The following is a 22,878-nucleotide window of genomic DNA, read 5'->3' as shown; positions in this document are numbered from 1 at the left end:
TCGGCGGCCACCCCGCCGGGCGCCCGCCGGCCGCCCCCGCGCACCGGTCAGGCGAGCCCTGCGCCGAAGCGGACCGCGTCCGCCGGGACGCCGTCGCGGCCCGGGACGAACAGCGGGCCGGGCGTCGGCGTGCCGAACACGGTCGGCCACGCGATCCCGTGGACGACGCCCCTGTCGTAGGTCGCGTCGTCGGGGGCGCCGCTCAGCAGGTGGTCGTAACGGCTGGTCAGCGCGGCGCCGAACCGGTCGCCCGGCTGCGGGACGGCACCGGCGGCGGACTGGGTGAGGTGGACGTCCCCGTTGCCGGGGGTGCCGGCCGCGTCGCCGAAGACGTGCATCGCACCGGCGTCCGCCGCGCTGCCGACGTCCTCGCCGGGGACGCCGGCGACCACGGGCTCGCCGAAACCGTCCCGCCACGGCCCGCCGACCGCAAGGACGGCGCCGAACCGGTCGCCCGCCTCGGCGGTGTCGGCGACGTCGGGCGCGTCCTGGGTGGCGCTCCACCGCTGCGGGAGCGGAAGCTCGTCGTCGTCGGTGGCGAACAGGTGGGCCATCCCGGCGTCCGCGGCGGCGCCGACGTCCTCGGCCGGCACGCCGACGGCGAGCCGCACGTGCGACGGGCCGTCGTGCTCGCAGTACGAGCTGAGCGCGAGGGCGGCGCCGAACTGGTCACCGGTCTCCGCGCTGCCGTCCACCCCGGGCGTGTCCTGCGACAGCGGCGTGTCGGTGGCCAGGTCGCGGGCCAGGTGCAGCATGCCCGCGTCGCGCCGGTCGCCCAGGTCCTCGCCGGGCGCTCCGGCGACCAGGGTGAGGCCGCGAACGCCCGAGACCGCGCAGCCGAAGCCGCCGGGCCCCTGGAACAGCTCGACCGCGGCACCGAACCGGTCGCCCGCCTCCGCGGCGCCGCCGATGCCCGTGCTGTTCTGCGTGATCGTGGCGGTGGCCGCGACGGCGCCGGTCCGCCGGTCGAACGTCACGACGCCCGCCGAGCCCGCGTCGGCGACATCGCCGACGTCCTCACCGGGCGAACCGAACGCGACGGCGGGCGCGGCCCCGTCGGCGACCGTGGTCCGGTTGACGGCGATCGCCGCGCCGAACCGGTCGCCCGGCTCGGGGGTGCCGCCGATGCCGCCGGCGCCCTGCCGCAGCACGAGGCCCGGGCGGCCACCGCCGAGCCCCGCGGCCGACCCGTAGATCACCTGGATGACGCCCGCGTCATCGCCGCCCGCCACCGATTCCGACGGCACCCCCACCACCAGGTCGGCGTGACCGTCGCCGTCGAGGTCGGCCGCCCGCACCGCGGTGCCGAACCCGTCGTCGGCCTCCGGGGCGTCACCGACGCCCGGCTGCCCCTGTGTCAGCGACGCGGCCGTGGCGGCGCCGCCGTACACGATGTTGATCCGTCCGGCGCGCGCCTTCCCGGACACCGTGGCGTCCGGGTCGGCGATCGCCACGTCGGCGCACCGGTCGCCGTTGAAGTCGGGGCCGTGGGGGGAGCACTCCGCCGCCGCGCGAGGAGCGGCTCCCGCCGTGCCCGTGCCGAACGCGGCGACAGCGCCCAGCGCCGCGACCACCGCCGTGAGTCTGCCGAATCGCAACCGCTCCCCCGTCCTCCGTGTGACGTTCATCACCCAGATGACGGTGCGCGTTCAGAACGGGTTTACCGAAACGTTCCACGCCGCTGTGGCCGCATCGCGCCACCCACCGGCGGAACGGCCCGGACGCGGCGCGGCGGCGCGCTCTCGTCAGCGGGCGTGGCGGCGCAGGGCCTGCAGGTCGTGGACGATGACGCGGCGGCGTCCCGTCTCGATCCAGCCGTGGCGGCGCAGCGTGCGCAGGGCCTTGCTGACCGCCTCGCGGGAGGCGCCGACCCACCCGGCCAGCTCCTCCTGCGACAGGTTCAGCGTGATGCGCACGCTCTGGCTCCCGTTGCCGCGTCCGGCCGCGGCGTCGGCGGCGGGACGGCCCCGGCCGGTCGGCTCGTACGGGACGCCGAACCGTTCGGCCAGCTCCACCAGGCGCTGGGCGACCCGGCCGGTGGCGTCGAACATGCCGAACTCGACGCGTTTGCGGTCGGCGTCGCGCCACCGCTGGCACAGCATCCGCATCATCAGCAACGACACCCTGCCGTTGTCCTGCAGGAACGCCATGAACTGCGGGGCGGTGAGGGTCAGCGCCCGCGCCGGTTCCAGGGTGGCGACCGTGGCCGAACGCGGGTTGCCGTCGATCGCGGCGACCTCGCCGAGCAGCGCGCCCGGCCCGCGCACCGCCAGCAGCGCCTCGCCGCCGTGCTCGCGGTGCGAGTACGCCTTGACCCGTCCCGCGAGCAGGACCGCCACCCAGGTGGACGGCTCCCCCTCGGCGAACAGCACCTCGCCGCGGGCGAAGACGCGGACCCGGGCGCGCCGTTCCAGCTCGGCGCGTTCCGCGGACGTGAGCTCGGCGAGAAACGAACCGGGCTCCAGGGGGGCGTTCATATCTCCACGCTAGAGCGAACGGCCCCACCTTGTGAGCAGTCGCCAAATCACGAATGCGTCACGCGTTGTGTGTACTTCTTCCTATTCAGCGCGCCCGTCCCCGGGGGAGGCTTGGACGCGGCGTGCGCGGCCAGGTGCCGCTCCGCGAACGTTCATGGGGAACGGCGGGCACGGCGGGCGGCGGCGACGGGGGCACGCCGCCCGCCGACCTCGCGAGGCGAGCCGCGTCGAGAAACGACGGACGTCCCCGGCCGGTCCGCCATCAGGCCGAGGGGGTGTCCTGTCCCTTCCTGACGATGCCGAGCTTGGAGCCGAGCCACACCACCGGGTCGTACCGGCGGCCGACCACGCGCTCCTTCATCGGGATCAGCGCGTTGTCAGTGATCTTGATGTGCTCGGGGCAGACCTCGGTGCAGCACTTGGTGATGTTGCAGAAGCCCAGCCCGTGGTCCTCCTGCGCGATCGCGCGCCGGTCGGCGGTGTCGGCCGGGTGCATCTCCAGCTCGGCGATGCGCATCAGGTACCGCGGCCCGGCGAAGCCCGGCTTGTTCTCCTCGTGGTCGCGGATGACGTGGCAGACGTTGTTGCACAGGAAGCACTCGATGCACTTGCGGAACTCCTGCGAGCGCTCGACGTCAACCTGCTGCATCCGGAACTCGCCCGGCTTGGTGTCGCCCGGGTCGAACGACGGGATCTGCCGCGCCTTCTCGTAGTTGAACGACACGTCGGTGACCAGGTCGCGGATCACCGGGAAGGTGCGGACCGGGGTGACGGTCACGGTCTCGTCCGGCGCGAACGTCGACATCCGCGTCATGCACATCAGCCGCGGCATGCCGTTGATCTCGGCCGAGCACGAGCCGCACTTGCCCGCCTTGCAGTTCCACCGCACCGCCAGGTCGGGCGCCTGGGTCGCCTGCAGCCGGTGGATGATGTCGAGGACGACCTCGCCCTCGTTGACCTCGACGGTGTAGTCGCGAAGCTCGCCCTCGCCCGCGTCGCCGCGCCAGACCCGGAACTTGGCCTCGTAGCTCATCGGTCGCTCTCCTCGTCCTCGTCACCGGCGGCGGCCCTGACCTCGGCCGGCAGTTCCTCGGCGGTGAGGTACTTCTTCAGCTCGTCGGTCTCGAACAGCCCGATCAGGTCGTCGCGCATCGGGTCCATGGGCTGCCGCTTGAGCTCGACGCGGGGGTCGTCGGGGTCGCCCGCCAGGCGGACGACCAGGTTGAGCTTGCGCCACTCGGCCGACATCTCCGGGTAGTCGTCGCGGGTGTGCCCGCCGCGGCTCTCCTGCCGTTCCAGCGCCGCCTTGGCGATCGCCTCGGACACCAGCAGCATGTTGCGCAGGTCCAGGGCCAGGTGCCAGCCGGGGTGGTAGCCGCGCCCGTCGTTCACCGCGACCGGGTCGACGCTGACGTTGCGGACGCGTTCGCGCAGCTTGTCCAGCGCCTCCAAGGCCCGCTTGAGCTCCTCCTCCGTGCGGATGATGCCGACCAGCTCGTTCATCGTCTGCTGCAGTTCGGCGTGCACCGCGTACGGGTTCTCGCCGCCCTCGCGCTCGAACGGCGCCAGCGCCTCGGTGACCGCCGCCTCGACCGCCTCGTCCGTCACCACCGGCTTGTCGGGCAGCGAGTCGACGTACTCGGCGGCGCCGAGCCCGGCGCGGCGGCCGAACACCAGCAGGTCGGTCAGCGAGTTGCCGCCCAGCCGGTTGGAGCCGTGCATGCCGCCGGCCACCTCGCCCGCCGCGAACAGGCCGGGGACCAGCGCCGCGGCGGTGTCCGGGTCGACCTCCACCCCGCCCATCACGTAGTGGCAGGTCGGGCCGACCTCCATCGGCTCGGCGGTGATGTCGACGTCGGCCAGCTCCTTGAACTGGTGGTACATCGACGGCAGCCGCCGCTTGATCTCCTCGGCGCCGCCCGGCATCCGGTCCACCACGGTGAGGAACACCCCGCCGTGCGGTGAGCCGCGCCCCTCCTTCACCTCGGAGTTGATCGCGCGGGCCACCTCGTCACGGGGCAGCAGCTCGGGCGGGCGCCGGTTGTTGTCCGGGTCGTCGTACCAGCGGTCCGCCTCCTCCGGGGTGGTGGCGTACTTGTCCTTGAAGACCTCAGGGATGTAGCGGAACATGAACCGCTTGCCCTCGGAGTTCTTCAGAATCCCGCGGTCGCCGCGCACCGACTCGGTGACCAGGATGCCCTTCACCGACGGCGGCCAGACCATCCCGGTGGGGTGGAACTGGACGAACTCCATGTTCAGCAGCGTCGCCCCGGCCAGCAGCGCCAGCGAGTGCCCGTCCCCGGTGTACTCCCAGGAGTTGGACGTCACCTTGAACGCCTTGCCGATGCCGCCGGTCGCCAGCACCACGGCGGGCGCCTCGAACACCACGAACTTCCCGGTCTCGCGGACGTAGGCGAACGCGCCGCAGATCCGGTCGCCGTCCTTCAGCAGCCGGGTGACGGTCGTCTCCGCCCACACCTTGATGCGGGCCTCGTAGTCGCCGAGCTCGGCGTGGTCCTCCTGCTGCAGCGCCACCACCTTCTGCTGGAGCGTGCGGATCAGCTCCAGGCCGGTGCGGTCGCCGACGTGCGCCAGCCGCGGGTACTCGTGCCCGCCGAAGTTGCGCTGGCTGATCTTGCCGTCCTTGGTGCGGTCGAACAGCGCCCCCCACGCCTCCAGCTCCCACACCCGGTCGGGGGCCTCCTTGGCGTGCAGCTCGGCCATCCGCCAGTTGTTGAGGAACTTGCCCCCGCGCATGGTGTCGCGGAAGTGGACCTGCCAGTTGTCGTTGGGGTTGACGTTGCCCATCGCGGCCGCCGCGCCGCCCTCGGCCATCACCGTGTGGGCCTTGCCGAACAGCGACTTGGAGATGACCGCGGTCTTCTTGCCCTGCATGCGGGCCTCGATCGCGGCGCGCAGCCCGGCCCCGCCCGCGCCGATCACCACGACGTCGTAGGCGTGCCTTTCGATCTCACTCATGACCTGCTCCCCGGTCCCGTCCGGTCGCCTCGGCGGCGCGCCGTCGCGCCGCCCTTCCTCCGCGCGCGCGTCCCGCTCGCCCGCCGCGCTCCGGCGCGGCGTCCCGCGGTCGTGCCCCTGCTCGTCTCCATGCCCGTCCTCAGTTGAAGAACCGCAGGTCGGAGATGGTGCCGCTGGCCACGAGCATCACGTAGAAGTCGGCCACCACCAGCGAACCCAAGGTGATCAGCGCGTACTGGCCGTGCCGCTGGTTCAGCTTGGAGACCTGCCCCCACATCCAGTACCGCACCGGGTGCTTGGAGAAGTTCTTCAGCCGTCCGCCGACGATGTGCCGGCAGGAGTGGCACGACAGCGTGTACCCCCACAGCAGGATCACGTTGGCGAGCAGGATCAGGCTGCCCAGCCCCACGCCGAACCCGCCGTCGGCGCCCTGGAAGGCGCGGATCGCGTCGTAGGTGTTGATCAGCGAGATGACCACGGCGGCCATCCAGAAGTAGCGGTGCAGGTTCTGCCCGACCAGCGGGAACCGCCGCTCGCCGCTGTACTTCTTGTGCGGCTCGGCCACCGCGCACGCGGGCGGCGAGGCCCAGTACGAACGGTAGTACGCCTTGCGGTAGTAGTAGCAGGTCAGCCGGAACAGCAGGAGGAACGGCAGAGACAGCGCCGCGAACGGGATCCAGCCCCGGGTCCCGGCGGGCAGGAACGTGCCGAACTCGGCCGCGTCCGCCGTGTGCCCGTTCAGCGTGACGTCGTTGCAGATCTCGTTCAGGCACGGCGAGTAGAACGGCGTCAGGTAGTGGTACTCGGGCACGAAGAACGCCGCGCCCCAGAACGCGCGTACCGTCGCGTACACCACCCACGCCGTGAAGATCACCAGCGTGGTGATCGGATACACGCGCCAGTTGTCCCGCCGGAGGGTCCGTTCCTTGATCTTGGCGCGCGCTTTGGCGGGCGCCTCCACAGTGCTCATCGCTCGCGCTCCTGAGTTCGGGTCATCGGGTCCCCGTACCACGGCCGCGCGCACCCCTGCGGCCGCCGCGCCTCGGCCGCGACAGGCGGTGACGCCTCGTGCGCGCTTTCCGGTCAGGCGACCTTACGCCACCACACTGGCACTGTGACATACATAACAGCCAGCCCTTGATGTGAGCCTGACCACAGATTTTGGAAGGCCGCAACCCCCGGACCCATAACCAGGAGTTATGGCGCACGGGAATCGAGACGAGCGCGAATGAGCATCGCGTCACCGCCCCCTCACCCGCCGCCATGCCGGTGCCGCGGCGGCGTGCACCGCGCCCGGCCGTTCCTGGCCGCGCAATTGCGCGGCCAATTGGGGACGCCCGCCACTTTGGACACGCTGACATCCACCGCACCTGCATAAACTGGCAGCCATTGACAATCCAACGCCCTGGCAGGGCCTGCCGAAACGGGACCGATGAGCGACGACGACCCCGGCCGCGACGACCTCGCGGAGGACCCCGCCACCCGCAAAGCCCCAGACGCCACCACCGCCAAAAGCTCCCCAGGTGACGCTCCCCAGGGCACAGACAAGACCGCGCCCGAGGACAAGACGGCCGACGACAAGACGGCCGCGCCCTCCGAGACGGCCGAGGACGATGGCACGGCCGTTGACCGGGGACCGGCCGGCAAGGCGGCTCCCGGCGCCGCGACCGGGGGCAGCGGTTCCACCCCCGACGCCGGCGAGGCGGCCGGTGATTCCCCGGCGACCGGCGACGCCCAGACGGCCGGCGGCGGTGCGACGGCCAAGGAACCGTCCCCTGCGGCGGCCGACGCCACCGGGGACGAGGCGGAGAAGGCGGCCGCCGCGACGGCCGACGCCCCGGGTGACGACGACGGCCCGGGTGACGACGGCGGCCCCGCAGAAGGCACCGCGCGCAAGGGGCGGCGCCGTGTGTGGCGGCGGGTCGCCATCGGGGCGACGGCGCTGGTGGCGGTGGCGGCGATCGGGGCGGGCTGGCTCTACGCCGACCTGATGGGCGGCATCGAGAAGCAGGACGTCACCGAGGAGCAGCTCGGCACCGACCGTCCCAAGAAGCTGAACAAGTCGCTGAACATCCTGCTCCTCGGGTCCGACAGCCGCGACGGGGACAACGCCCGCTACGGGGCGGCCGCGGGCATGGCGGGGGCGCGGTCGGACACCGCGATCCTGCTGCACCTGTCGCCCAACCGCGACCAGGCCGTGGGCATCAGCTTCCCCCGCGACTCGATGGTGCACATCCCCGACTGCAAGAAGGACAAGGGCGGCACCGTCCCGGGCCGGTTCGGCATGCTCAACACCGCGTTCGCGTTCGCCGGGCCGACCTGCACGTGGAAGACGCTGGAGAAGCTGACCGGCATCCACATCGACCACTTCGTGCAGGTGGACTTCGCCGGGTTCAAACGGGTGGTGGACGCGCTGGGCGGCGTGGAGATCTGCGTCGACCGCCCCGTCAACGACCCGCGCGCCGAACTGGTGCTGAAGGCCGGAAAGCAGACCGTCAAGGGCGAGGAGGCCCTCGGCTACGTGCGGGCCCGCTACACGCTGGGCAACGGCTCGGACCTGGAACGCATCGAACGGCAGCAGCGGTTCATGGCGTCGGTCGTCAACAAGGCCACCAGCGGCGAGGTGCTGACCGACCCGGCCAAGACCTACAAGTTCCTCAAGGCCGTCACCGAGTCGGTCACCACCGACGACGACCTCGACCTGTCGGCCATGCGGAAGCTGGCCGAGGGCGTGCGCGGGATGAACGCGGGCCAGGTGCGGTTCGTCACGGTGCCGGTGGAGGGCTACGCCCCCGACCCCAACCGCGTCCAGTGGAACGACGAGCTGGCCAAGCCGCTGTTCGAGGCGATCCGGCACGACAGCGAGCTGCCCGCCGAGCAGCCGGCGGCGCCGCGGCCCGCGGTGCCCGCGCCCAAGGAGGTGAAGGTGACGGTGGTGGACGCGGGCGGCAAGGACGTCGGGCGCGTCGCCCGGCAGCTGAAGAACCGCGGTTTCGACGTCGAAGAGAAGATCGAGAAGAGGTCCGAGGCCGCGGAGAGCCGCATCGCCTACCACCCGTCCGCCGAGGCGCAGGCGTCCGCGCTGGCCGCCGCCGTCCCCAACGGCGTGCTGACCGCCGACGACGGCGTCCCCGCCGGCCACGTCACGCTCGTCGTCGGCACGAACGGCGTCCGCCTCGCCCCGCCCGCCATCGACAAGATCACCGGCGGGGTCGAGGCGGGCAAGAACCTCTGCGCCTGACGGGGCGGGCGACTCCGCCGGCGGCGGCGTCAGGCGTGCGCGAGCACGCCGGCGAGCGTCCCGAGGAGCATGAACGGTCCGAAGGGGATCGTCGCGCCGCGGGCCGCGCGCCTGAGCACGATGAGAGCGACCGAGTACAGGCCGCCGAGGACGAACATGGCCAGGACGCCGAGGGTCCAGGCGTCCGACCCCAGCCACCCCAGATACAGGCCCAGCACGCCCGACAGTTTCACGTCACCCAGGCCGAGCGCGCGGGGAAGCACCACCCATTGCAGGGCGAACAGTCCCCAGAGGACGCCGAAACCGATGAGAGCGTCCACGAACCGGTCGCCGCCGTCGGCGGTGAACGGTGCCGCCGCCCCCAGCAAGGCCGCACCGACGGGGTAGGACGGCAGCGTCAGGGGGTCGGGAAGGCGCCGCAGGCTGATGTCGACGGTGCCGAGCACGGTGCCGACACAGGCGAGGTAGGCGAACGCGACGAGATCGGCCCGCAGACCGATCCGCCAGACCAGCAGCGCCAGCACGGCGACCCCGGCGAGCAGCACCGGCACCGGGTGCCGCCTGACCGGTTCCGTCCAATCCGCACGAAGGGACCAGGCGCTTTCGGTGGGGGATTCAACGGACGCGTCGCTGCTCACCTGGGCATCCTCCCATCTTTCCGTTCCCCCTCCCAAGCCCCGATCATCGGTGTGAAGTCGTCTCCCATCGGCCGGCGCCGGCCGGCGCCGGACCCGTCGGCGCGCATTCGGTCAGGAATGGCGTCGAGAATGTGACGTGGGCGTGATGGGGCCGCCTTGTCCGGCGCGGCCGGCCGCGGATAAGGTCGGCAATGTGCCTGACGATAATGGGGGGAACGCGTCTATCGCGGCGCGAAATGACGCCCCCGCGGACGAATCCGCGAAGAATTCGGGGGTGGCGGAGTCCGCCGCGGGCGCCCGGGAAGAACTCGCCCGCCGGTCGGCGTACGCGATCGCGGCGGCATTCTTCGTGCTCTACTCGGGCTACTCGCTGAGACGGCACCACCTGCTCAGGACCACCGGCTACGACCTGGGGATCTTCGAGCAGGCGGTGCGCGCCTACTCCCGGTTCCAGGCGCCGATCATTCCCCTCAAAGGGCCGGGCGTCCATGTGCTGGGCGACCACTTCCATCCCATTCTGGTGACGCTGGCGCCCTTCTACCGGATCTGGCCCGGCGCGCAGACCCTCCTGGTGGCGCAGGCACTGCTCATCGCCCTTTCCATCGTGCCCGTCGCCAGGCTGGCCGTCGGCCGGCTCGGCGTCGGCGTCGGGCTGTGGCTGTCGGCCGCCTACGCGCTTTCCTGGGGGATCCAGGGCGCGCTGGGATTCGACTTCCACGAGATCGCCTTCGCCGTTCCGCTGCTGGCGTTCGCGATGGTGGCGCTGGCCGAACGGCGCTGGCGCGCGGCGGTGGCGTGGACGCTGCCGTTGCTGCTGGTCAAGGAGGACATGGGGCTCCTGGTCGCGGCGATCGGCGGATATCTGATCTGGCGCGGGCAGCGCCGGTCGGGCGCGGCGCTGGTCGTCGCCGGACTGGCCGCGGTGGCGCTGACGGTCAAGGTGGTCCTGCCGTTCTTCAACGACGGCCGGTTCAGCTATTCGGCCTATCTCGATCCGGACAAGGATCTGTGGTCGCTGGCGCTGTCGTTTCCCGCGGGGCTTTTCGAGAACCCGCGCAAGCTCGTCCTGCTGGCATTGCTGCTGTTGCTCACGGGAGGCGCCGCGCTGCGCACCCCGCTGGCGCTCGTCGCCGTTCCCGTGCTGCTTTCCCGGCTGGTGTCGACGAACCCGGTGCACTGGGAGGTCGGACGGGTCCACTACAACGCGGTGCTCATGCCGATTCTTTTCGTGGCGCTGATCGAGGTGCTTCCCGCACTGCGGGCCGACGGACGACTGCGCATGCGGATATGGCGGCGAACCGCCATCGTCTTCCCCGGGATTTTCGCGCTCATGATGCATCTGACCCCCTGGGGGATCACCAATCCGAACAACTACGCCGACACCCCGCACTACGCGGCGGCGCGGCGCGTGCTGGCGAAGGTGCCCGACGGCGTCGCGGTGGCGGCCGGGAACTCCGTGGCGCCGCACCTCACCGGCCGGTGCCGGGTGGTGATCTTCCCGCCCTCGCACGGGGAACGCGTCGACTGGGTGGTGACGGACACACGGGTCAGGACGATCGCGCCCAAGACGCTGGACCAGGAGAGCGCGGCACGGGCCGGTCTGTGGCCGCCGACGGCCGAACAGGTGCAGGCCGCCCTGCGGGCACTGCCGTCGCAGGGGTTCACCAAGGTGGCCGAGGACGACGGCGTGGTGCTCTACCGGCGGACGGCCGCCGCACCCTGACGAGGAGCCCCCTCCCGTGGCCGCCGCCACACGGCCCGGACGGCGAGCACCGTGGCCACCACCAGCAGCACGTTGCGGAGGGTCAGCACGGCGATCGGCGGGAACCCGCCTTCCTTGAGCAGCGCCACCCACAGGATGGGGAAATCCAGGTGCGTCAGCGCGGCCGCCACCAGCACCAGCGCCGCCGCGGGCCGCTGCCGGGTGCCCGCCGTCGCCAGGCACGCCGCGGCGACCCCCAGCACCCAGATCAGGTACTGCGGCGACAGCACCCGGCCGCCCACCACCAGGACCAGGACACCGGCCAGGACGGCGTCGGCGCCCGCGGCCGGGGTCCACTCCCGCGGATCGCGGCGCAGCACCGGCACGGCCAGCAACGCCAGGCCGGCGAGAGTGATCACGAAGCTCGCCGCCAGGGCGGCGTCCACCCCCGGCCCGACGAGTTCCCAGGACCCGTACCGGTAGCGGACCTGCCCATCCCAGCCGAACCAGCGCGCCACGTTGATCGGGGTGGCGGCCACGGCCTCGATCTGCGCGCCGCGGTCGCGCTGGGACCGCAGGAAGCCCCACGCTCCGTCGCCCGCGATCGTGACCGCGCCCGCGACCAGCGCCCCGGTCGCGGCGCACGCGGCGGCCACGCGGATCATCGTGCGGTCGCGGCGCAGCGCGAGCGCCAGCGCCACCGGCCACGCCTTCATCAGCGCGCCCACCGCCATCAGGACGCCGAACAGGCGATGGCGCCCGAGCCACAGCAGAGCCGCCACGACCGGGACGGTGACGAACAGATCGAAGCGGAACAGGCAGGTCGGGCCGAGCAGGAAGATCCCGGCGATCCAGCACCACGCCCCCGCCGGCGAACGGTCCGCGCGCCGCAGCAGGTACAGGATCGCGAAGTCGGCGGCCAGCGCGCACAGCATGAAGGTGATCCCGTACATGCCGCCCAGGAACCTGGGCAGCAGGATCGGCACGGCCGCCAGCGGCGGATACTGCCAGCGCACGTCGTCGTCGGGGAATCGCCCGTCGGCGAGGGCGGGGCCCCACTCGTGGTAGAGCACCGCGTCGCTCATGGTGCTGCTGAGCGGGTAGCCGGGCGCGAAGCAGATGACCAGCATGAGCAGCCGGGTCAGCACCCATGCCCAGATGAGCCGGCCACCGGTCCATCGTCGGCCGGGGCCGGTCGTCCGCCGAGGCGTCGTCTCGCGCCCGGCCCGGGGAGCGGCGGCCGCGTCCTCATGGGCGCGCACGGAGACCTTCGGGCCTGCGTCGTCGCTCATCCTGCCGCGGCCTCCGGTTGCGTGGCCCCGGCGGGCGACCCGCGGGAGCGGCGTCGCCGCAGGCGGGCGAACACCAGCATCGTCACCGCGTAGGCGGCGGCCGCGTAAAGGGCCCCCAGGATGAAGTCGATGACGTAGTGCTCGGCGAAGTAGACGATGCCCACCCAGACCGAGATGGGGTAGAAGGCCAGCCACCAGACGCGCCGCCAGCCGAAGCATCTGCCCATGAACAGCAGGAACAGCGTGGGGTACGCGGCGTGCAGCGAGGGGATCGCCGCCACCGGGTTGGGCGAGATGCGGTCGTAGATCGAGCCGTAGCCGTGCACTCCCAGGGACGCCCAGACGTCCCCGGCGATCCTGGCGACGGGCGCGATGTCCCCCTGTTCCGAGGCCATCCACGGCGGCGCGGCGGGAAAGGCCGCGTACGTGATGAACGCCGAGAACGACAGGACCACCAGGCTCGCCACGAACGGACGGTAAAGCGCGGGGCGCCGCCGCCACAGGTAGAGCGCCAGCGCGGCGGGCATCGGGAAGTGGAGTATGTACAGCAGGTAGAAGTAGTAGTCGAACCAGCTCACCTGCCCGTCCCACAGGTGCGACTGGAGCCAGACCGTCGGCAGCGTCCCGCCGAACAGCCACTCGTCGACGTTGATCATCTCGTGGACGTGCACGTTGCCGCTGAGGTCGTCGGCGATCGCGCGGAACGAGTCGTAGACGGCCACCAGCCCGATGAACGGGCCGAAGTGCGTCAGGTAGGAGCGCGCCTCGCCCAGCAGCGTGAACACGGCCAGCAGGAGGAAGAACAGCACCTCGGGGTGCCAGAAGGGGAACTGCGCGAGCACGGCGACGACCAGGAACGTCAGCGCGGTGAGCCGGGCGAGGGCCCGCAGCAGCGCGGTGACGGCCAGCTGTTCGGAAAGACGCGAGGGCGTGCCGCGGTGGCGGCCGGAGCGGCGGGCCTCGGACCGGCCGTCCGCGTCGGTACCCGATCCGGCCATGGTCCCCATGCCGCGCAACGCTAACCTCGCGGAGGGCCGAAACGCAGGGCCCCCGGCCCTCAAAGCGCCGTCCGCGGGCATTGGGCCCACGGGCCCAGCACGGACCGTCCGGCCGCGGTCAGCGGCGGACGAGGACCGTCGCCAGGCGGTCCCGGTAAAGCACGCGCCACGACGGGCTCGCCGAGAGGATCTCGGTGAGCGAGGCGCCCGTCTCCCACACCACGACCTCCACCCGGTACCGCTCGAACGTCGCCCGCCAACGCGCGTCGCCGTGCCGCACCTTCCAGTAGTTCACGGTGAAGGCGGTCGGATACATGTCGAAGCGGTCGTCCATGAAGACCCGCTGCCGCGGCCAGTACCGGTGGATGACGTAGCCGCTCCACGCGGGCGTGGTGAACAGGCGGCGTCCGAGCAGGCCCTGCCCTTCGACGGCGCGCATCGCCGCGACCGGATACTTGCTCAGGTCGAACGGCGGCTGGGCCAGGTCGCCCCGGGTCAGCGGGACGACGAGGAGCACCACCGCGGTGATGAGCGCGACGTCCAGGCGCGGGCGCCGGGCGGGCGGCGGGGCCGCGGGCAGCAGCCGGGCCGCGATCGGCAGGCCGACCAGTGAGGCGACGGCCGCGTTGCGCATGGCCCACAGGCCGAGCAGCAGGAAGGGCAGCGACACCAGGACGTCGCGCCTGGTCGGACGGGCGCGGGCCAGCGCCAGCACGGCGACGAAGACGACGATCCAGGCGGCGAAGGCCATGCCCGCCAACGTGCGGAAGTCGGGCGACTTCCACTCGTGGACGTACTGGAGGGCCTCGCCGCGCGTCAGCAGCTCCACGGGGAACAGCACCAGCCCGGCCCCGTACGGGTTGAGGAAGCAGGCCGCGAACGCCAGGCCGGTCGCCTGCAGGAGCCGGCGTTCCCGGTCCTTCCAGGGCGCGTGGCCGTCGGCCCAGCGGCCGAGCAGGTGCAGGGCCAGGTAGGCGAACCCGAGCGCGAAGCTGCCGTGGGAGTTGACCCACAGCCACATCAGGACCGGGAGCGCGATCAGCGGGCGGCGGCCCGCCGCCAAGTCCGGGATCTCCACGATCCACACCAGCGCCAGGAACGCCAGGACGCCCACGAACAGGGGCCGCTCCACCCAGTACAGCGACGAGACGTACAGCGCCGGAACCAGCACCACCACCGTCCGGCCGCGGCCTCCGGCGGCCCGGTCGGCCAGCCGGTAGGCCAGGTACGCGCTGGCCGCGCCGAGCATCCCGCACAGCACCCGGATCCCGGTCGGCCCCACCGATTCGGCGATGCCCGCGTAGAGGACCTCCACCAGCCAGGACTGCGCCACCCAGCGCGTGCCGGGGACGGTGTAGGAGTAGATGTCGGAGTGCGGAACGCCGTGGTCGAGGATCCAGCGTCCGGTGCGCAGGTGGGTGAGGAACGAGTTGTCGTCGAGCCGTTCCATCCCCGCCGTCCATCCCAGAACCACCCAGATGAGCGCGGTCCGGGCACGTGCGAGCGCGGACCGTGTCGCGGTGGCCGTGGCGGCGGGTGCGGTGTCGCCGGGGCGTGAACGCGGATTCTTCTCGTCGGCGTAGGAGGTGTTCACCTGACCGCGTTTCCCCCGTCGATGGTGGAGGACGTCCCCTGTTCGTCGTTCGTCCCGGTGTAGGCCGGACCCTAGTGGGGCGGCCGTCCGTCTCTCCAGGGCCCCGGGACCCAACCGCCGCCCCGGCTCAGCCGGGCGAGCGAAGGCGGCGCGCCACGCGGAGCAGGCCCCAGCCGCTCGCGGTCCCGGCGAGTGCCCCCACGAAGCCGCTCCACGCGGACAGCGCGGGCCCGTTGAACAGGCCGTACACCAGTGCCAGGGGGATGAGCGCGGCGGGCACCGCGAGCGTCGCCACGGCGTGGCGGCGCGTGTCGAACCGCTGCGGCCGGGGATGCGCCGCCCCGCCGAGCGCCGTCATCGCGGCGAACGTGAGCAGCATGGGCACGGCGTTCCACGCGATCCGGTCGGCGGTCGTGTCGTTCAGGCCGTCGACGGCGGCGTCCGACCCGACGGCGGCCACCGTCGTCACCATGCTCGCCAGCACGAAGACGACCATGGCCGTCACCCACGCACGCAAGAGATCCACGATTCCCCCCTGATTTCGTGTCGCTTACCGTTCGGCCGCGCCGTTCAGCCGCCAGGCCGCGCCGTTCAGCCGCCGGGGCCGGGCACCACGGTGACGGTGCCGACGATCTGGTCGACCACCGCCGGCGGCAGCGTGGCGGGCCGTCCGGTGATCCGGACGACGGCCGACTCGCCCCGGCCGTACACCAGCACGACGTCGGTGCCCTTGGCCGGCTCCCCGGCTCCGGGGCCGTCCAGATAGGTGTAGTCGACCCGGACGGCGTCGCGGGCGCCGGGAACCCGCAGGTCCCGCCGGGGGCCGCGGTCGTAGCGGGTGACGGTCAGCCGCAGCGCGGTGTCGACCGCGGCGGCGACGACACCGGCGTCGGCGTCGGCGTCGGACGGGCGCGGGACGGCGCGGATCACTCCGACCCGCGCGTGGACCCGCGAGCCGTCGCGCAGTTCGGCCGCGAAGGGCCACCCCTCCGGCGGCTCTACCGGCAGCCAGCCGCTCGGGTGGGCGAGCGTCACCCGCCCGGCGGACGCCGCCGCGAAGCCCGAGGGCGTGCTCCGGGGCGCCGCGGCGCGGGCCGTGTCGGCGTCGTCACCGGATCCGCCGCAGCCGCCGGCCGATCCGGCGGCCAGCGCGATCGCGAGCGCCGCGCGCCAGGCGCGGGCACGCCGGCGTCGCGTGAGGCGCGGCCGGGCGGGACGGCGCGCCACGGTCATCTCCGGCCTCCTCTCACAAGTCCAGCAGGGCCGCGACGGCGATGGCGGCGCCGATCGCCACCACCAGGGGGTACACGGCCAGCATCAGGACCAGGTGCACCCCGGCCCGTTCCGCACCCCGGTACGGCCGGGCCGGGTCGTACACCACCGTGATGCGCTTCCCCGGACGCGGTCCCGGGAAGGAGTACACCGAGCTGGTCACCTCTATCTCCCGCCCGTCGGGCGTGCGAAACCGGAACATCCCGGAGCGGCCGGCGATCCCGGGGGCCGTGCCCGCCGCGTCCGCCCGCCCGACGATCACGCCGGGGGCGCGGGCGCCGCGCAGCTGCAGGCGCACCCGCTCGGCCAGCGACCACACGCCCGCACCGCAGACGAACAGTCCGAACAGCACGCCGACCACAGGCCTGATCATCGTTCCTCCGCACCGCCGGGCATCGGTTCACCGGCACGCCTCGAGGTCCTTGTAGAGCCGTCTGCCGTCGGCGGTGGGGGCACCGAGGTACTGCGCGTTCTGCGCGGTCCGATCGGTGGTGGAGATCGCGAGGTTGGCGCCGAGCTGGAGACCGAGCTTGATCGAGGCCCCGTAGCCGGCGTCGTTCCGCCGGTGCGCGTACTCCACCCGGGAGGTGGTGCCGTTCTGGAAGATGTTGCGCCGGAACGGGTGCGCGTCCGGCCCGGGATCCTGGGTGGGAGCCATGTCTTCCCAGGTCAGCGAGAGGTTGCGCCATGCGGTGCCCGCGATCGGCACGGCACCCGACAGGTAGTCGGCGGCGTCCCGGCGCTGCTGCTCGGTGGTGATGGGCACGGTGGTGGTCGTGACGGTGGCGCGGCCGTTGACCACATGCGTCTGGGCAAGGGTGACCTTGGTGAGCTTCCCGTTCCGGTCGGTGGTCAGCGACATCGCGCCCATCGAGGTCAGCTGACCCTGGTTGCCGCCGACGACGTGCTGCTCACCGTAGTTGGCCTCGCCGCGCAGCATCAGGGTGGTGGTGGTCTCGCCGGTGCGCTCGTTCTCCTCGACGATGAGCTTCTCGTTGCCGTCGACGCCGACCCAGGCGCGCAGGTTGGGCGAGATGCTGTCGGTTCCGCGCGAGTCGGGCAGCCGGTCCTGGAGGGTGGGCTTGCGGTGCCGCCCCTCGGGCTCGCTGGAACGGTCCGGGCTGCGGTGCCGGCCGGTCGGGGCCGGCCAGCCGATGCTGAGCCCCGCACTCAGCGACCCGAAGGCGTCGATCTCGGTCTCATGGCGGCGGATGTTCGCCTCGGGGATGTCCGGGCCCGCGACCGCGTCGTAGATGTGGCCGCCGATGTAGCCCAGGAGCCCGCCGTTGTTCTTGACCTCGTCGATGGTGTACTGCTCGACGAGGTCCCTCCGGAGCGCGTCGGCCTGTTCGTCGGCGTCCGGCCCGGTGAACTCCCAGGCGTCGCCGTTCCCCAGCCGCAGGTTGGCGCCCACGCTGGCGTCGGCGCCGATGTTGACGAGGTTGCCGCCGTTCACGCCGATGCCCAGGCCGGTGCCGACTCCGATGGAGCTGCCGCGGATCCCGGTGATCCGGACGACGCGTTCGCCGGTGCGCGGGTCGATCGAGGTGGTGCGCATGAACGCCCAGTCCCTGCCGACCGAGAAGATGAGCGCCTCGACGGTGCCGGTGTAGCCGTCGACGGCCAGTTCGACGGTGCAGGTCGGTTGCATCACCAGGTCGGCGGGTGAGTGACACTTGCTCTCGTCGCCGCCGCCGGCGGCGACGCAGACGGCGTAGCCGATCCAGTCGCTGATCCGCGTGCCGAGCCCCGAGAGCGCGATGGCGCCCGTGCACGCGGCGATGAGCAGGACGACGAGGAAGTAGCTGAGACTGCCCTCGCCGGCATCACGACACTTTACTGAGACATTCACAAGATCTTCACCCAGCGACCATCCAAAGCGTCATGTCGCCGGAACGCGTGAGCCCACAGGCCCAAGATCGGACCCAAACCGGACAGCGGGGCGTCAACCGCTCAGGTGGTGGCTCCACAGCAGGAAACACAGCGCGGCGCCCACCGTGAACATCAGCACGGCGCCCGCGACCTCGGTCACCGGGTGGGCGTAGAGGCGCGCGTCGGAGGGATCGCGGGCGTCGTACATGACGCGCACGCGCCGTCCCGGGGGCCGGCGGCGGCCGCTGTAGGCGGTGAACACCCGCTCGCGCGCGTCCAGGTCGGCGAAGCGGATCGTCAGGTCGTAGCCCGCGTCGCCGACGAGGGCGTCCGCGCACATCTCCACAACGCCCTCGGTGACCTCGGCGCGTCCGCGGAACCGGTAGGCGGCCACGAGCGCGACGGGCGCGGCCAGGACGAGCCCGGGTCCGCCCACGGCCAGCACCGCCGTCTCCAGCCACCCCGCGGGCACCAGCGACAGCGCCCCCGACAGGGCGTCGAACAGCACCAGCACCGCGGCGACGAGACCGGCCAGGAGCAGCAGGCGGCGCAGCCGGCCGCGGGACGTGCCGCCGCTCACGACGCCAGACGGGATCGGCGTGCGATCGACCAGCCCCCGGTCAGGGCGCCGCCGCAGGCGGCGCAGACCGCCGCCAGAGCGACCGCCGCGCGGCCGTCGCCCAGCGCGCCCGACTGCGTCACGACGGTGGCCAGCACGGGCCCGGCGCACACCAGCAGGTGGAACCGCACCGCTCCGCCGCCGCGCCCGCCGTCCAGCCGGCGGGCCGCGATCCGCCCGCCGGCCAGGCCCAGCGCGCCGTGCAGCGTCACCGCGACGGCCGACGACGTCCAGTAGAAGCCCGGCCCCTCCGCGACACCGGGCGCCGCGACCGCGACGACGGTGACGGCGACCGCGGCCGCCGCCGCGCCCGCCAGCGTGACGAGGCCGCCCAGCAGGACGGCCCCCAGACCGCTTCGAGACCGCACCGGGAAGCTCCGTTTCCGGTCGTGCCGGTTATGCCGATCGGGCTAGTGATCCAGCCGGAAGGAATCGAATATCACCGGCAGCCGGGATCGCGCGGAACCGTTCTGGGGCGAACGCAGCATGAATTCCAGGAGAACGTCGTCGTCGGTGAGCACGTAAAGACCCAGCAACGTGAACGGGACGCTCGCGCCGTTCTGGTCCTGCATTTCGTAGGTCGCCTCGAAACGATGGGCGCGGTCCGCGCCGTCGATGTCGACCGGCCGGTCCGCGGTGAGCCGGTAGCGGTGCATCGTCGCCAGCGCGCGGAACTGGCCGAGCTGGACGCCCAGGTCCTGCCGGTAGCCGTCGACGCGTCCCACGTGGATCTGGCCGTCGACGGCGCCGGAGGGCAGCCGCGGCCCCACGAACATCAGCGTGGGGCGGCCGCGTTCGTCCTGGCCGTCCCGGCGCTGCCATCCGCTGGGGTAGGCGAACGAGTACGCGCCGGCGCGGTACTCGGTGAACCCCGCCGGGACGCGCGGCCGCTCGCCGCCGCCGCATCCCGCCAGCACGGCGCAGGCCAGCAGGACCGCCACCATCGGCGCGTACCTCACCGGCAGCCCTGCCAGGGCACCCATCCCTGTCCCTTCCTGTAGTAGTGCGCGCTCTGCAGCGAGTGCCGTTCGGCCTCGCGTCCGATCTCGACGAATCCCAGGCGGCGCCGGGGGGTGGACCCGCGGCCCTCCAGCTTGGTGGTGTCGCCGGTGTTGTCGTAGGTCAGCCGGCTCATGGTGCCGGCGCCGCCCTCCCACGCCCGTTCGACGGCGTCGGTGTCGCCGTCCCGCAGGTATCGGTCGATGACGGCGCGGTCCTCGGCCGACGAGTAGTCCAGGTTCTTCTCCGTCACGGTGCGCTGGGCGAACAGGATCCACTGGCCGCCCACGGTGAGCTGCCCTCGGTCGCCGACGCCGTTCTGCCCCGAGGCCCTGCCGTCGACCCGGACGTAGACGATGTCCTGGCCGTTCTGGATCTGGTTGATCCCCACGATGTCACCGTCGCGGTCGTAGGTGACGCCCCACTGCGTGCCGCCGCGGTGCTTGTAGTTGAACCCGACACTGGGGTTGATCTTGATCTGCGCCCTCATCTGCGCGCGCTGCTCGGGCAGCAGGACGAAGCCGTTCCCGTACTGACCGCGCAGCTGGCGCTCGATCATGTCGAGGACCACGTCGACGCCCTCGTCCAGGCCCTGCTGCACCTGCCGCCGCACCGACGCGGGCAGCGTCCGCACCAGCCGGCTCACGTCGACCTGCACCGCCGCCTCGAACTCGCCGCGCTGGGTGAAGTAGTGGGTGGTCTGGCCGTTGGTGTTGTTGACGCGGCTCCCGGTCAGCAGCCAGCCGCGGCCCTTGAACGGCAGCTTCAGCTGGGCGGGCCCGACGCTCAGATCCAGGTCCGCGCGGAAGCCGCCGGTCAGGCCGCCGTCCATGTACTCCTCGGTCGGCTCGCGGTCCGGCTCGCTGCCGCCCATGAACCTGTCGATGTCGTCGCCGACCCACGGCAGCCTGCTGCCGAGCCACACGAACCCGCCGGTGAGGGGGTTGGTCCGCAAGGTGAACTTGACCTCGTTGCCGATACGGTGGTCGCGCAGGTCGTCGAAGAACTCGCGGGCCTCCTTCTTGCTGGTGAAGCCGCCGTACACCTTCCCGTTGGTGATGGTCAGGCCGCCCCAGACCCCGCCGCCGACCGGGCCGGCGCGCAGGCCGTCGGGAGTGCCGACCCCGCCCTCGCCCCAGGTGAAGTCCACGACCTCCCACGTGCGCCTGCCGTCCGGCCCGATGCGTTCGATGAGCTGCAGGGTGCCGCGGCTGTTGGTGCGGACGTCGACGTAGCGCAGGGGGATGCCGACCGTCTCCTCCAGGTAGTGGCTCTCCATGAAGGGGACGCAGCCGGTAGTCGGCTCGTCGGGGTCGCGCTGGGCCTGCCCACGGCCGCCCCCGCCCGGCGGCCGGCAGTCCTGGACGAGCCCCGCCGACTTTCCGATCTGGCAGACCGCGGCCGCGATGCTCGAGACGACCCGGCCGCCGATGCCCGACAGCACCAGCGCCAGCGCCAGCGCCGCGCACAGCAGCGCGACCACCAGGTAGCTGAGCGGCCCCTCGCCCGCGTCGCGGCGCCCGGCCGTCCGCGCCGCCCCCCGACTCCATTTGCGCACGGCCGCCAAGTTGCCAGCGAAAGGCCGAAATCAATTGAGCCCGCGGACCCATTCCAAGGCCCAAAGAAAAGGCGAAACCCGGCCGTCACATTCCATTTCCCGGCCGTTGTTCGAGAATTAACTCCGAATGCCGGGAGAAAGTCGGAAGGATATGCGCCGCGGCGCCGCCGGGCAATATCCGGCCCGCCGGCGGGGCGGTGTGCGCGGGCCGCGTCCGCCGCGGCGGCCGGGCGCCCGCCGCGCCGCCGCACCCGCGCATCGGGCGATTTGGGTCCCCGGGCCCTGTCGCCGCGGCGCCGGCGTCCATAGAGTCCTCACCGGTCCTTTGTGATCTCATGTGGTCTCGATCCCGACTGGGGGACACGGTGAGAGCTGGACGATGGCGTGCGGTCAGCCGCGACGAGGGCTCGACGCAGATCATCCTCCTGGTCGCGATGGTGTGCGCGTTCGGCCTGACGCTGATGGCCATTCAGGTCGCCCGCGCCAACGACCTGCGCTCGCAGGGACAGATCGCGGCGGACGCCGCCGCGCTCGCCGCGGTCACCCCGATGCGGGACGCCGTGCTGGACGCCGCCCGCAACGGGCAGCTGCCCAGCGGCATCGGCCTGTGGACGATCGCCGACAACGTCAACGCCGACAACACCCCCTTCGCCGAGGCGGCCCGCGACTACGCCGGACGCAACGCCGCCGAGCTGCGCGGCGACGTCGAGCCCTCCGGCGCGCTCGGCCACACCATGAAGGTGTCGGTGCAGACCAAGGACTGCGTCATCAAGGACGAGGACGAGCTGACCGCCAAGGACCGCCAGGACCTCGCCAACCGGCGCAACCTGTGCACCGACAACCGCGGCCGCACCGGAATCATCAAGGGCCGCGGCACGGCCGACGCGATCGCCGAGCTGCGTCTCCCCGAGTGCGAGTACCGGAACACCGGCGGCCGCGGCTCCGAAGAGGCTCCGTTCTTCGACGAACTGTGGTGCGACAACGTCCGGGTGTGGAGCAGCACCCAGGGCCCCGCCCCGCGCGACCGGGTCATCCGGCTGTTCAAGATCCGGCTGGTGGGCAAGGAGGACCCGGTCAAGTACACGGGGATGCCCGAGAACGGCCTGCCCTCCGGCCCCTACGTCAAGGGCGAGTGCGCCAAGGACAAGCAGCCGGACCCCAGCATGCCGTTCGGGCACCGTGTCATCGCCTGGGCGCGCTGCTGGTTCGGCACCCCCTACTCGTGGGGCGGCGGCACCCCGGCCGGTCCGAGCAAGGGCATCTGCTGCTCCCCCGGCGGCTACAGCGGCGCCAACACCGTGGGCTTCGACTGCAGCGGCCTGACCCTGTACGCGGTCTACCAGGCGTCCGGCGGCCGGATCACGCTTCCGCACTACACGCTGTCGCAGCTCAGCGACCCGCGCGGGCGCAGGGTCTCCCAGAGCGAGCTGCAGCCGGGCGACCTCGTCCTCCCCAACCCCGGCCATATCGGGATATATGCGGGCGGAGGAAGATTCATCGAGGCACCACAGACGGGTGACGTCGTCAAGGAGTCGACCCTGGCCGGGCGAGGCTTCTACGGCGCGGTGCGGTTCGGCTGACGGCACCTTCCAGGCCGCGCTCGTGCGCGCGGCGTCCGACGGTCACGACGGACGCCC

General features: G+C 72.3%; 20 protein-coding genes. 3 read left to right on the top strand and 17 right to left on the bottom strand.

Annotated elements, in window-relative coordinates; translation table 11 throughout:
• Positions 1 to 47: 47 nt before the first annotated feature.
• The 5 genes from ABD811_RS10070 to ABD811_RS10050 form a co-directional block, all read right to left on the bottom strand.
• Positions 48 to 1,628: an FG-GAP repeat protein gene (locus tag ABD811_RS10070; RefSeq protein ID WP_344944325.1), complete on the bottom strand. Its 1,581-nt coding sequence runs from the start codon at positions 1,626 to 1,628 to the stop codon at positions 48 to 50.
• Between the two features lie 117 nt (positions 1,629 to 1,745).
• Complete coding sequence (locus ABD811_RS10065) at positions 1,746 to 2,477, bottom strand: Crp/Fnr family transcriptional regulator (protein WP_344944323.1); 732 nt, start codon at positions 2,475 to 2,477, stop codon at positions 1,746 to 1,748.
• A gap of 262 nt (positions 2,478 to 2,739) precedes the next feature.
• Positions 2,740 to 3,510: a succinate dehydrogenase/fumarate reductase iron-sulfur subunit gene (locus ABD811_RS10060; protein ID WP_344944320.1), complete on the bottom strand. Its 771-nt coding sequence runs from the start codon at positions 3,508 to 3,510 to the stop codon at positions 2,740 to 2,742.
• On the bottom strand, positions 3,507 to 5,456 hold the full coding sequence (locus ABD811_RS10055) for a fumarate reductase/succinate dehydrogenase flavoprotein subunit (protein ID WP_344944317.1): 1,950 nt from the start codon (positions 5,454 to 5,456) through the stop codon (positions 3,507 to 3,509). The genes ABD811_RS10060 and ABD811_RS10055 overlap by 4 nt, the downstream gene beginning before the upstream one ends.
• A 139-nt stretch (positions 5,457 to 5,595) precedes the next feature.
• On the bottom strand, positions 5,596 to 6,426 hold the full coding sequence (locus ABD811_RS10050) for a hypothetical protein (RefSeq protein WP_344944314.1): 831 nt from the start codon (positions 6,424 to 6,426) through the stop codon (positions 5,596 to 5,598).
• Positions 6,427 to 6,888: 462 nt separating this feature from the next.
• Between ABD811_RS10050 and ABD811_RS10045 the strand changes: the two genes are divergently transcribed.
• Positions 6,889 to 8,697: an LCP family protein gene (locus ABD811_RS10045; RefSeq protein WP_344944312.1), complete on the top strand. Its 1,809-nt coding sequence runs from the start codon at positions 6,889 to 6,891 to the stop codon at positions 8,695 to 8,697.
• Between the two features lie 29 nt (positions 8,698 to 8,726).
• On the opposite strand, the gene ABD811_RS10040 is transcribed toward ABD811_RS10045, so the two are convergent.
• The gene (locus ABD811_RS10040; RefSeq protein WP_344944309.1) at positions 8,727 to 9,335 is read right to left on the bottom strand and encodes a prepilin peptidase; all 609 of its coding nucleotides are present in this window, start codon (positions 9,333 to 9,335) and stop codon (positions 8,727 to 8,729) included.
• A gap of 274 nt (positions 9,336 to 9,609) precedes the next feature.
• Between ABD811_RS10040 and ABD811_RS10035 the strand changes: the two genes are divergently transcribed.
• Positions 9,610 to 11,058 carry a DUF2079 domain-containing protein gene (locus ABD811_RS10035; RefSeq protein WP_344944306.1) on the top strand — a complete coding sequence of 483 codons (1,449 nt, stop codon included), beginning with the start codon at positions 9,610 to 9,612 and terminating at the stop codon, positions 11,056 to 11,058.
• On the opposite strand, the gene ABD811_RS10030 is transcribed toward ABD811_RS10035, so the two are convergent.
• The 11 genes from ABD811_RS10030 to ABD811_RS09980 form a co-directional block, all read right to left on the bottom strand.
• Positions 11,031 to 12,329, bottom strand: a complete 1,299-nt coding sequence (locus ABD811_RS10030; RefSeq protein WP_344944303.1) for a glycosyltransferase 87 family protein — start codon at positions 12,327 to 12,329, stop codon at positions 11,031 to 11,033. The genes ABD811_RS10035 and ABD811_RS10030 overlap by 28 nt on opposite strands.
• Positions 12,326 to 13,336: a phosphatase PAP2 family protein gene (locus ABD811_RS10025; protein WP_344944300.1), complete on the bottom strand. Its 1,011-nt coding sequence runs from the start codon at positions 13,334 to 13,336 to the stop codon at positions 12,326 to 12,328. Before ABD811_RS10025 ends, ABD811_RS10030 begins: the two co-directional genes overlap by 4 nt.
• A gap of 109 nt (positions 13,337 to 13,445) precedes the next feature.
• Positions 13,446 to 14,921 carry a hypothetical protein gene (locus ABD811_RS10020; RefSeq protein WP_344944297.1) on the bottom strand — a complete coding sequence of 492 codons (1,476 nt, stop codon included), beginning with the start codon at positions 14,919 to 14,921 and terminating at the stop codon, positions 13,446 to 13,448.
• 127 nt (positions 14,922 to 15,048) lie between these two features.
• Positions 15,049 to 15,447 carry a hypothetical protein gene (locus tag ABD811_RS10015; RefSeq protein WP_344944294.1) on the bottom strand — a complete coding sequence of 133 codons (399 nt, stop codon included), beginning with the start codon at positions 15,445 to 15,447 and terminating at the stop codon, positions 15,049 to 15,051.
• Between the two features lie 65 nt (positions 15,448 to 15,512).
• Positions 15,513 to 16,154, bottom strand: a complete 642-nt coding sequence (locus ABD811_RS10010) for a hypothetical protein (protein ID WP_344944291.1) — start codon at positions 16,152 to 16,154, stop codon at positions 15,513 to 15,515.
• 13 nt (positions 16,155 to 16,167) lie between these two features.
• The gene (locus ABD811_RS10005) at positions 16,168 to 16,566 is read right to left on the bottom strand and encodes a DUF3592 domain-containing protein (RefSeq protein ID WP_344944288.1); all 399 of its coding nucleotides are present in this window, start codon (positions 16,564 to 16,566) and stop codon (positions 16,168 to 16,170) included.
• Between the two features lie 27 nt (positions 16,567 to 16,593).
• The gene (locus ABD811_RS10000; RefSeq protein WP_344944286.1) at positions 16,594 to 18,045 is read right to left on the bottom strand and encodes a hypothetical protein; all 1,452 of its coding nucleotides are present in this window, start codon (positions 18,043 to 18,045) and stop codon (positions 16,594 to 16,596) included.
• Positions 18,046 to 18,138: 93 nt separating this feature from the next.
• On the bottom strand, positions 18,139 to 18,645 hold the full coding sequence (locus tag ABD811_RS09995; RefSeq protein WP_344944283.1) for a DUF3592 domain-containing protein: 507 nt from the start codon (positions 18,643 to 18,645) through the stop codon (positions 18,139 to 18,141).
• Positions 18,642 to 19,052 (bottom strand): hypothetical protein, encoded by a 411-nt coding sequence (locus tag ABD811_RS09990; RefSeq protein ID WP_344944280.1) that lies wholly within the window; start codon positions 19,050 to 19,052, stop codon positions 18,642 to 18,644. Before ABD811_RS09990 ends, ABD811_RS09995 begins: the two co-directional genes overlap by 4 nt.
• 42 nt (positions 19,053 to 19,094) lie before the next feature.
• Positions 19,095 to 19,667 (bottom strand): hypothetical protein, encoded by a 573-nt coding sequence (locus ABD811_RS09985; RefSeq protein WP_344944278.1) that lies wholly within the window; start codon positions 19,665 to 19,667, stop codon positions 19,095 to 19,097.
• Positions 19,640 to 21,241, bottom strand: coding sequence for a hypothetical protein (locus tag ABD811_RS09980; protein WP_344944276.1), 1,602 nt, complete (start codon positions 21,239 to 21,241; stop codon positions 19,640 to 19,642). Before ABD811_RS09980 ends, ABD811_RS09985 begins: the two co-directional genes overlap by 28 nt.
• 365 nt (positions 21,242 to 21,606) lie before the next feature.
• Between ABD811_RS09980 and ABD811_RS09975 the strand changes: the two genes are divergently transcribed.
• A complete protein-coding gene (locus tag ABD811_RS09975; protein ID WP_344944273.1) occupies positions 21,607 to 22,821 on the top strand; it encodes a C40 family peptidase in 1,215 nt (404 codons plus the stop codon).
• Positions 22,822 to 22,878 lie beyond the last annotated feature (57 nt).

This window comes from Actinomadura miaoliensis, assembly GCF_039536785.1.
Classification (GTDB): domain Bacteria; phylum Actinomycetota; class Actinomycetes; order Streptosporangiales; family Streptosporangiaceae; genus Spirillospora; species Spirillospora miaoliensis.
This window is presented reverse-complemented; position numbering and strand designations above follow the sequence as displayed.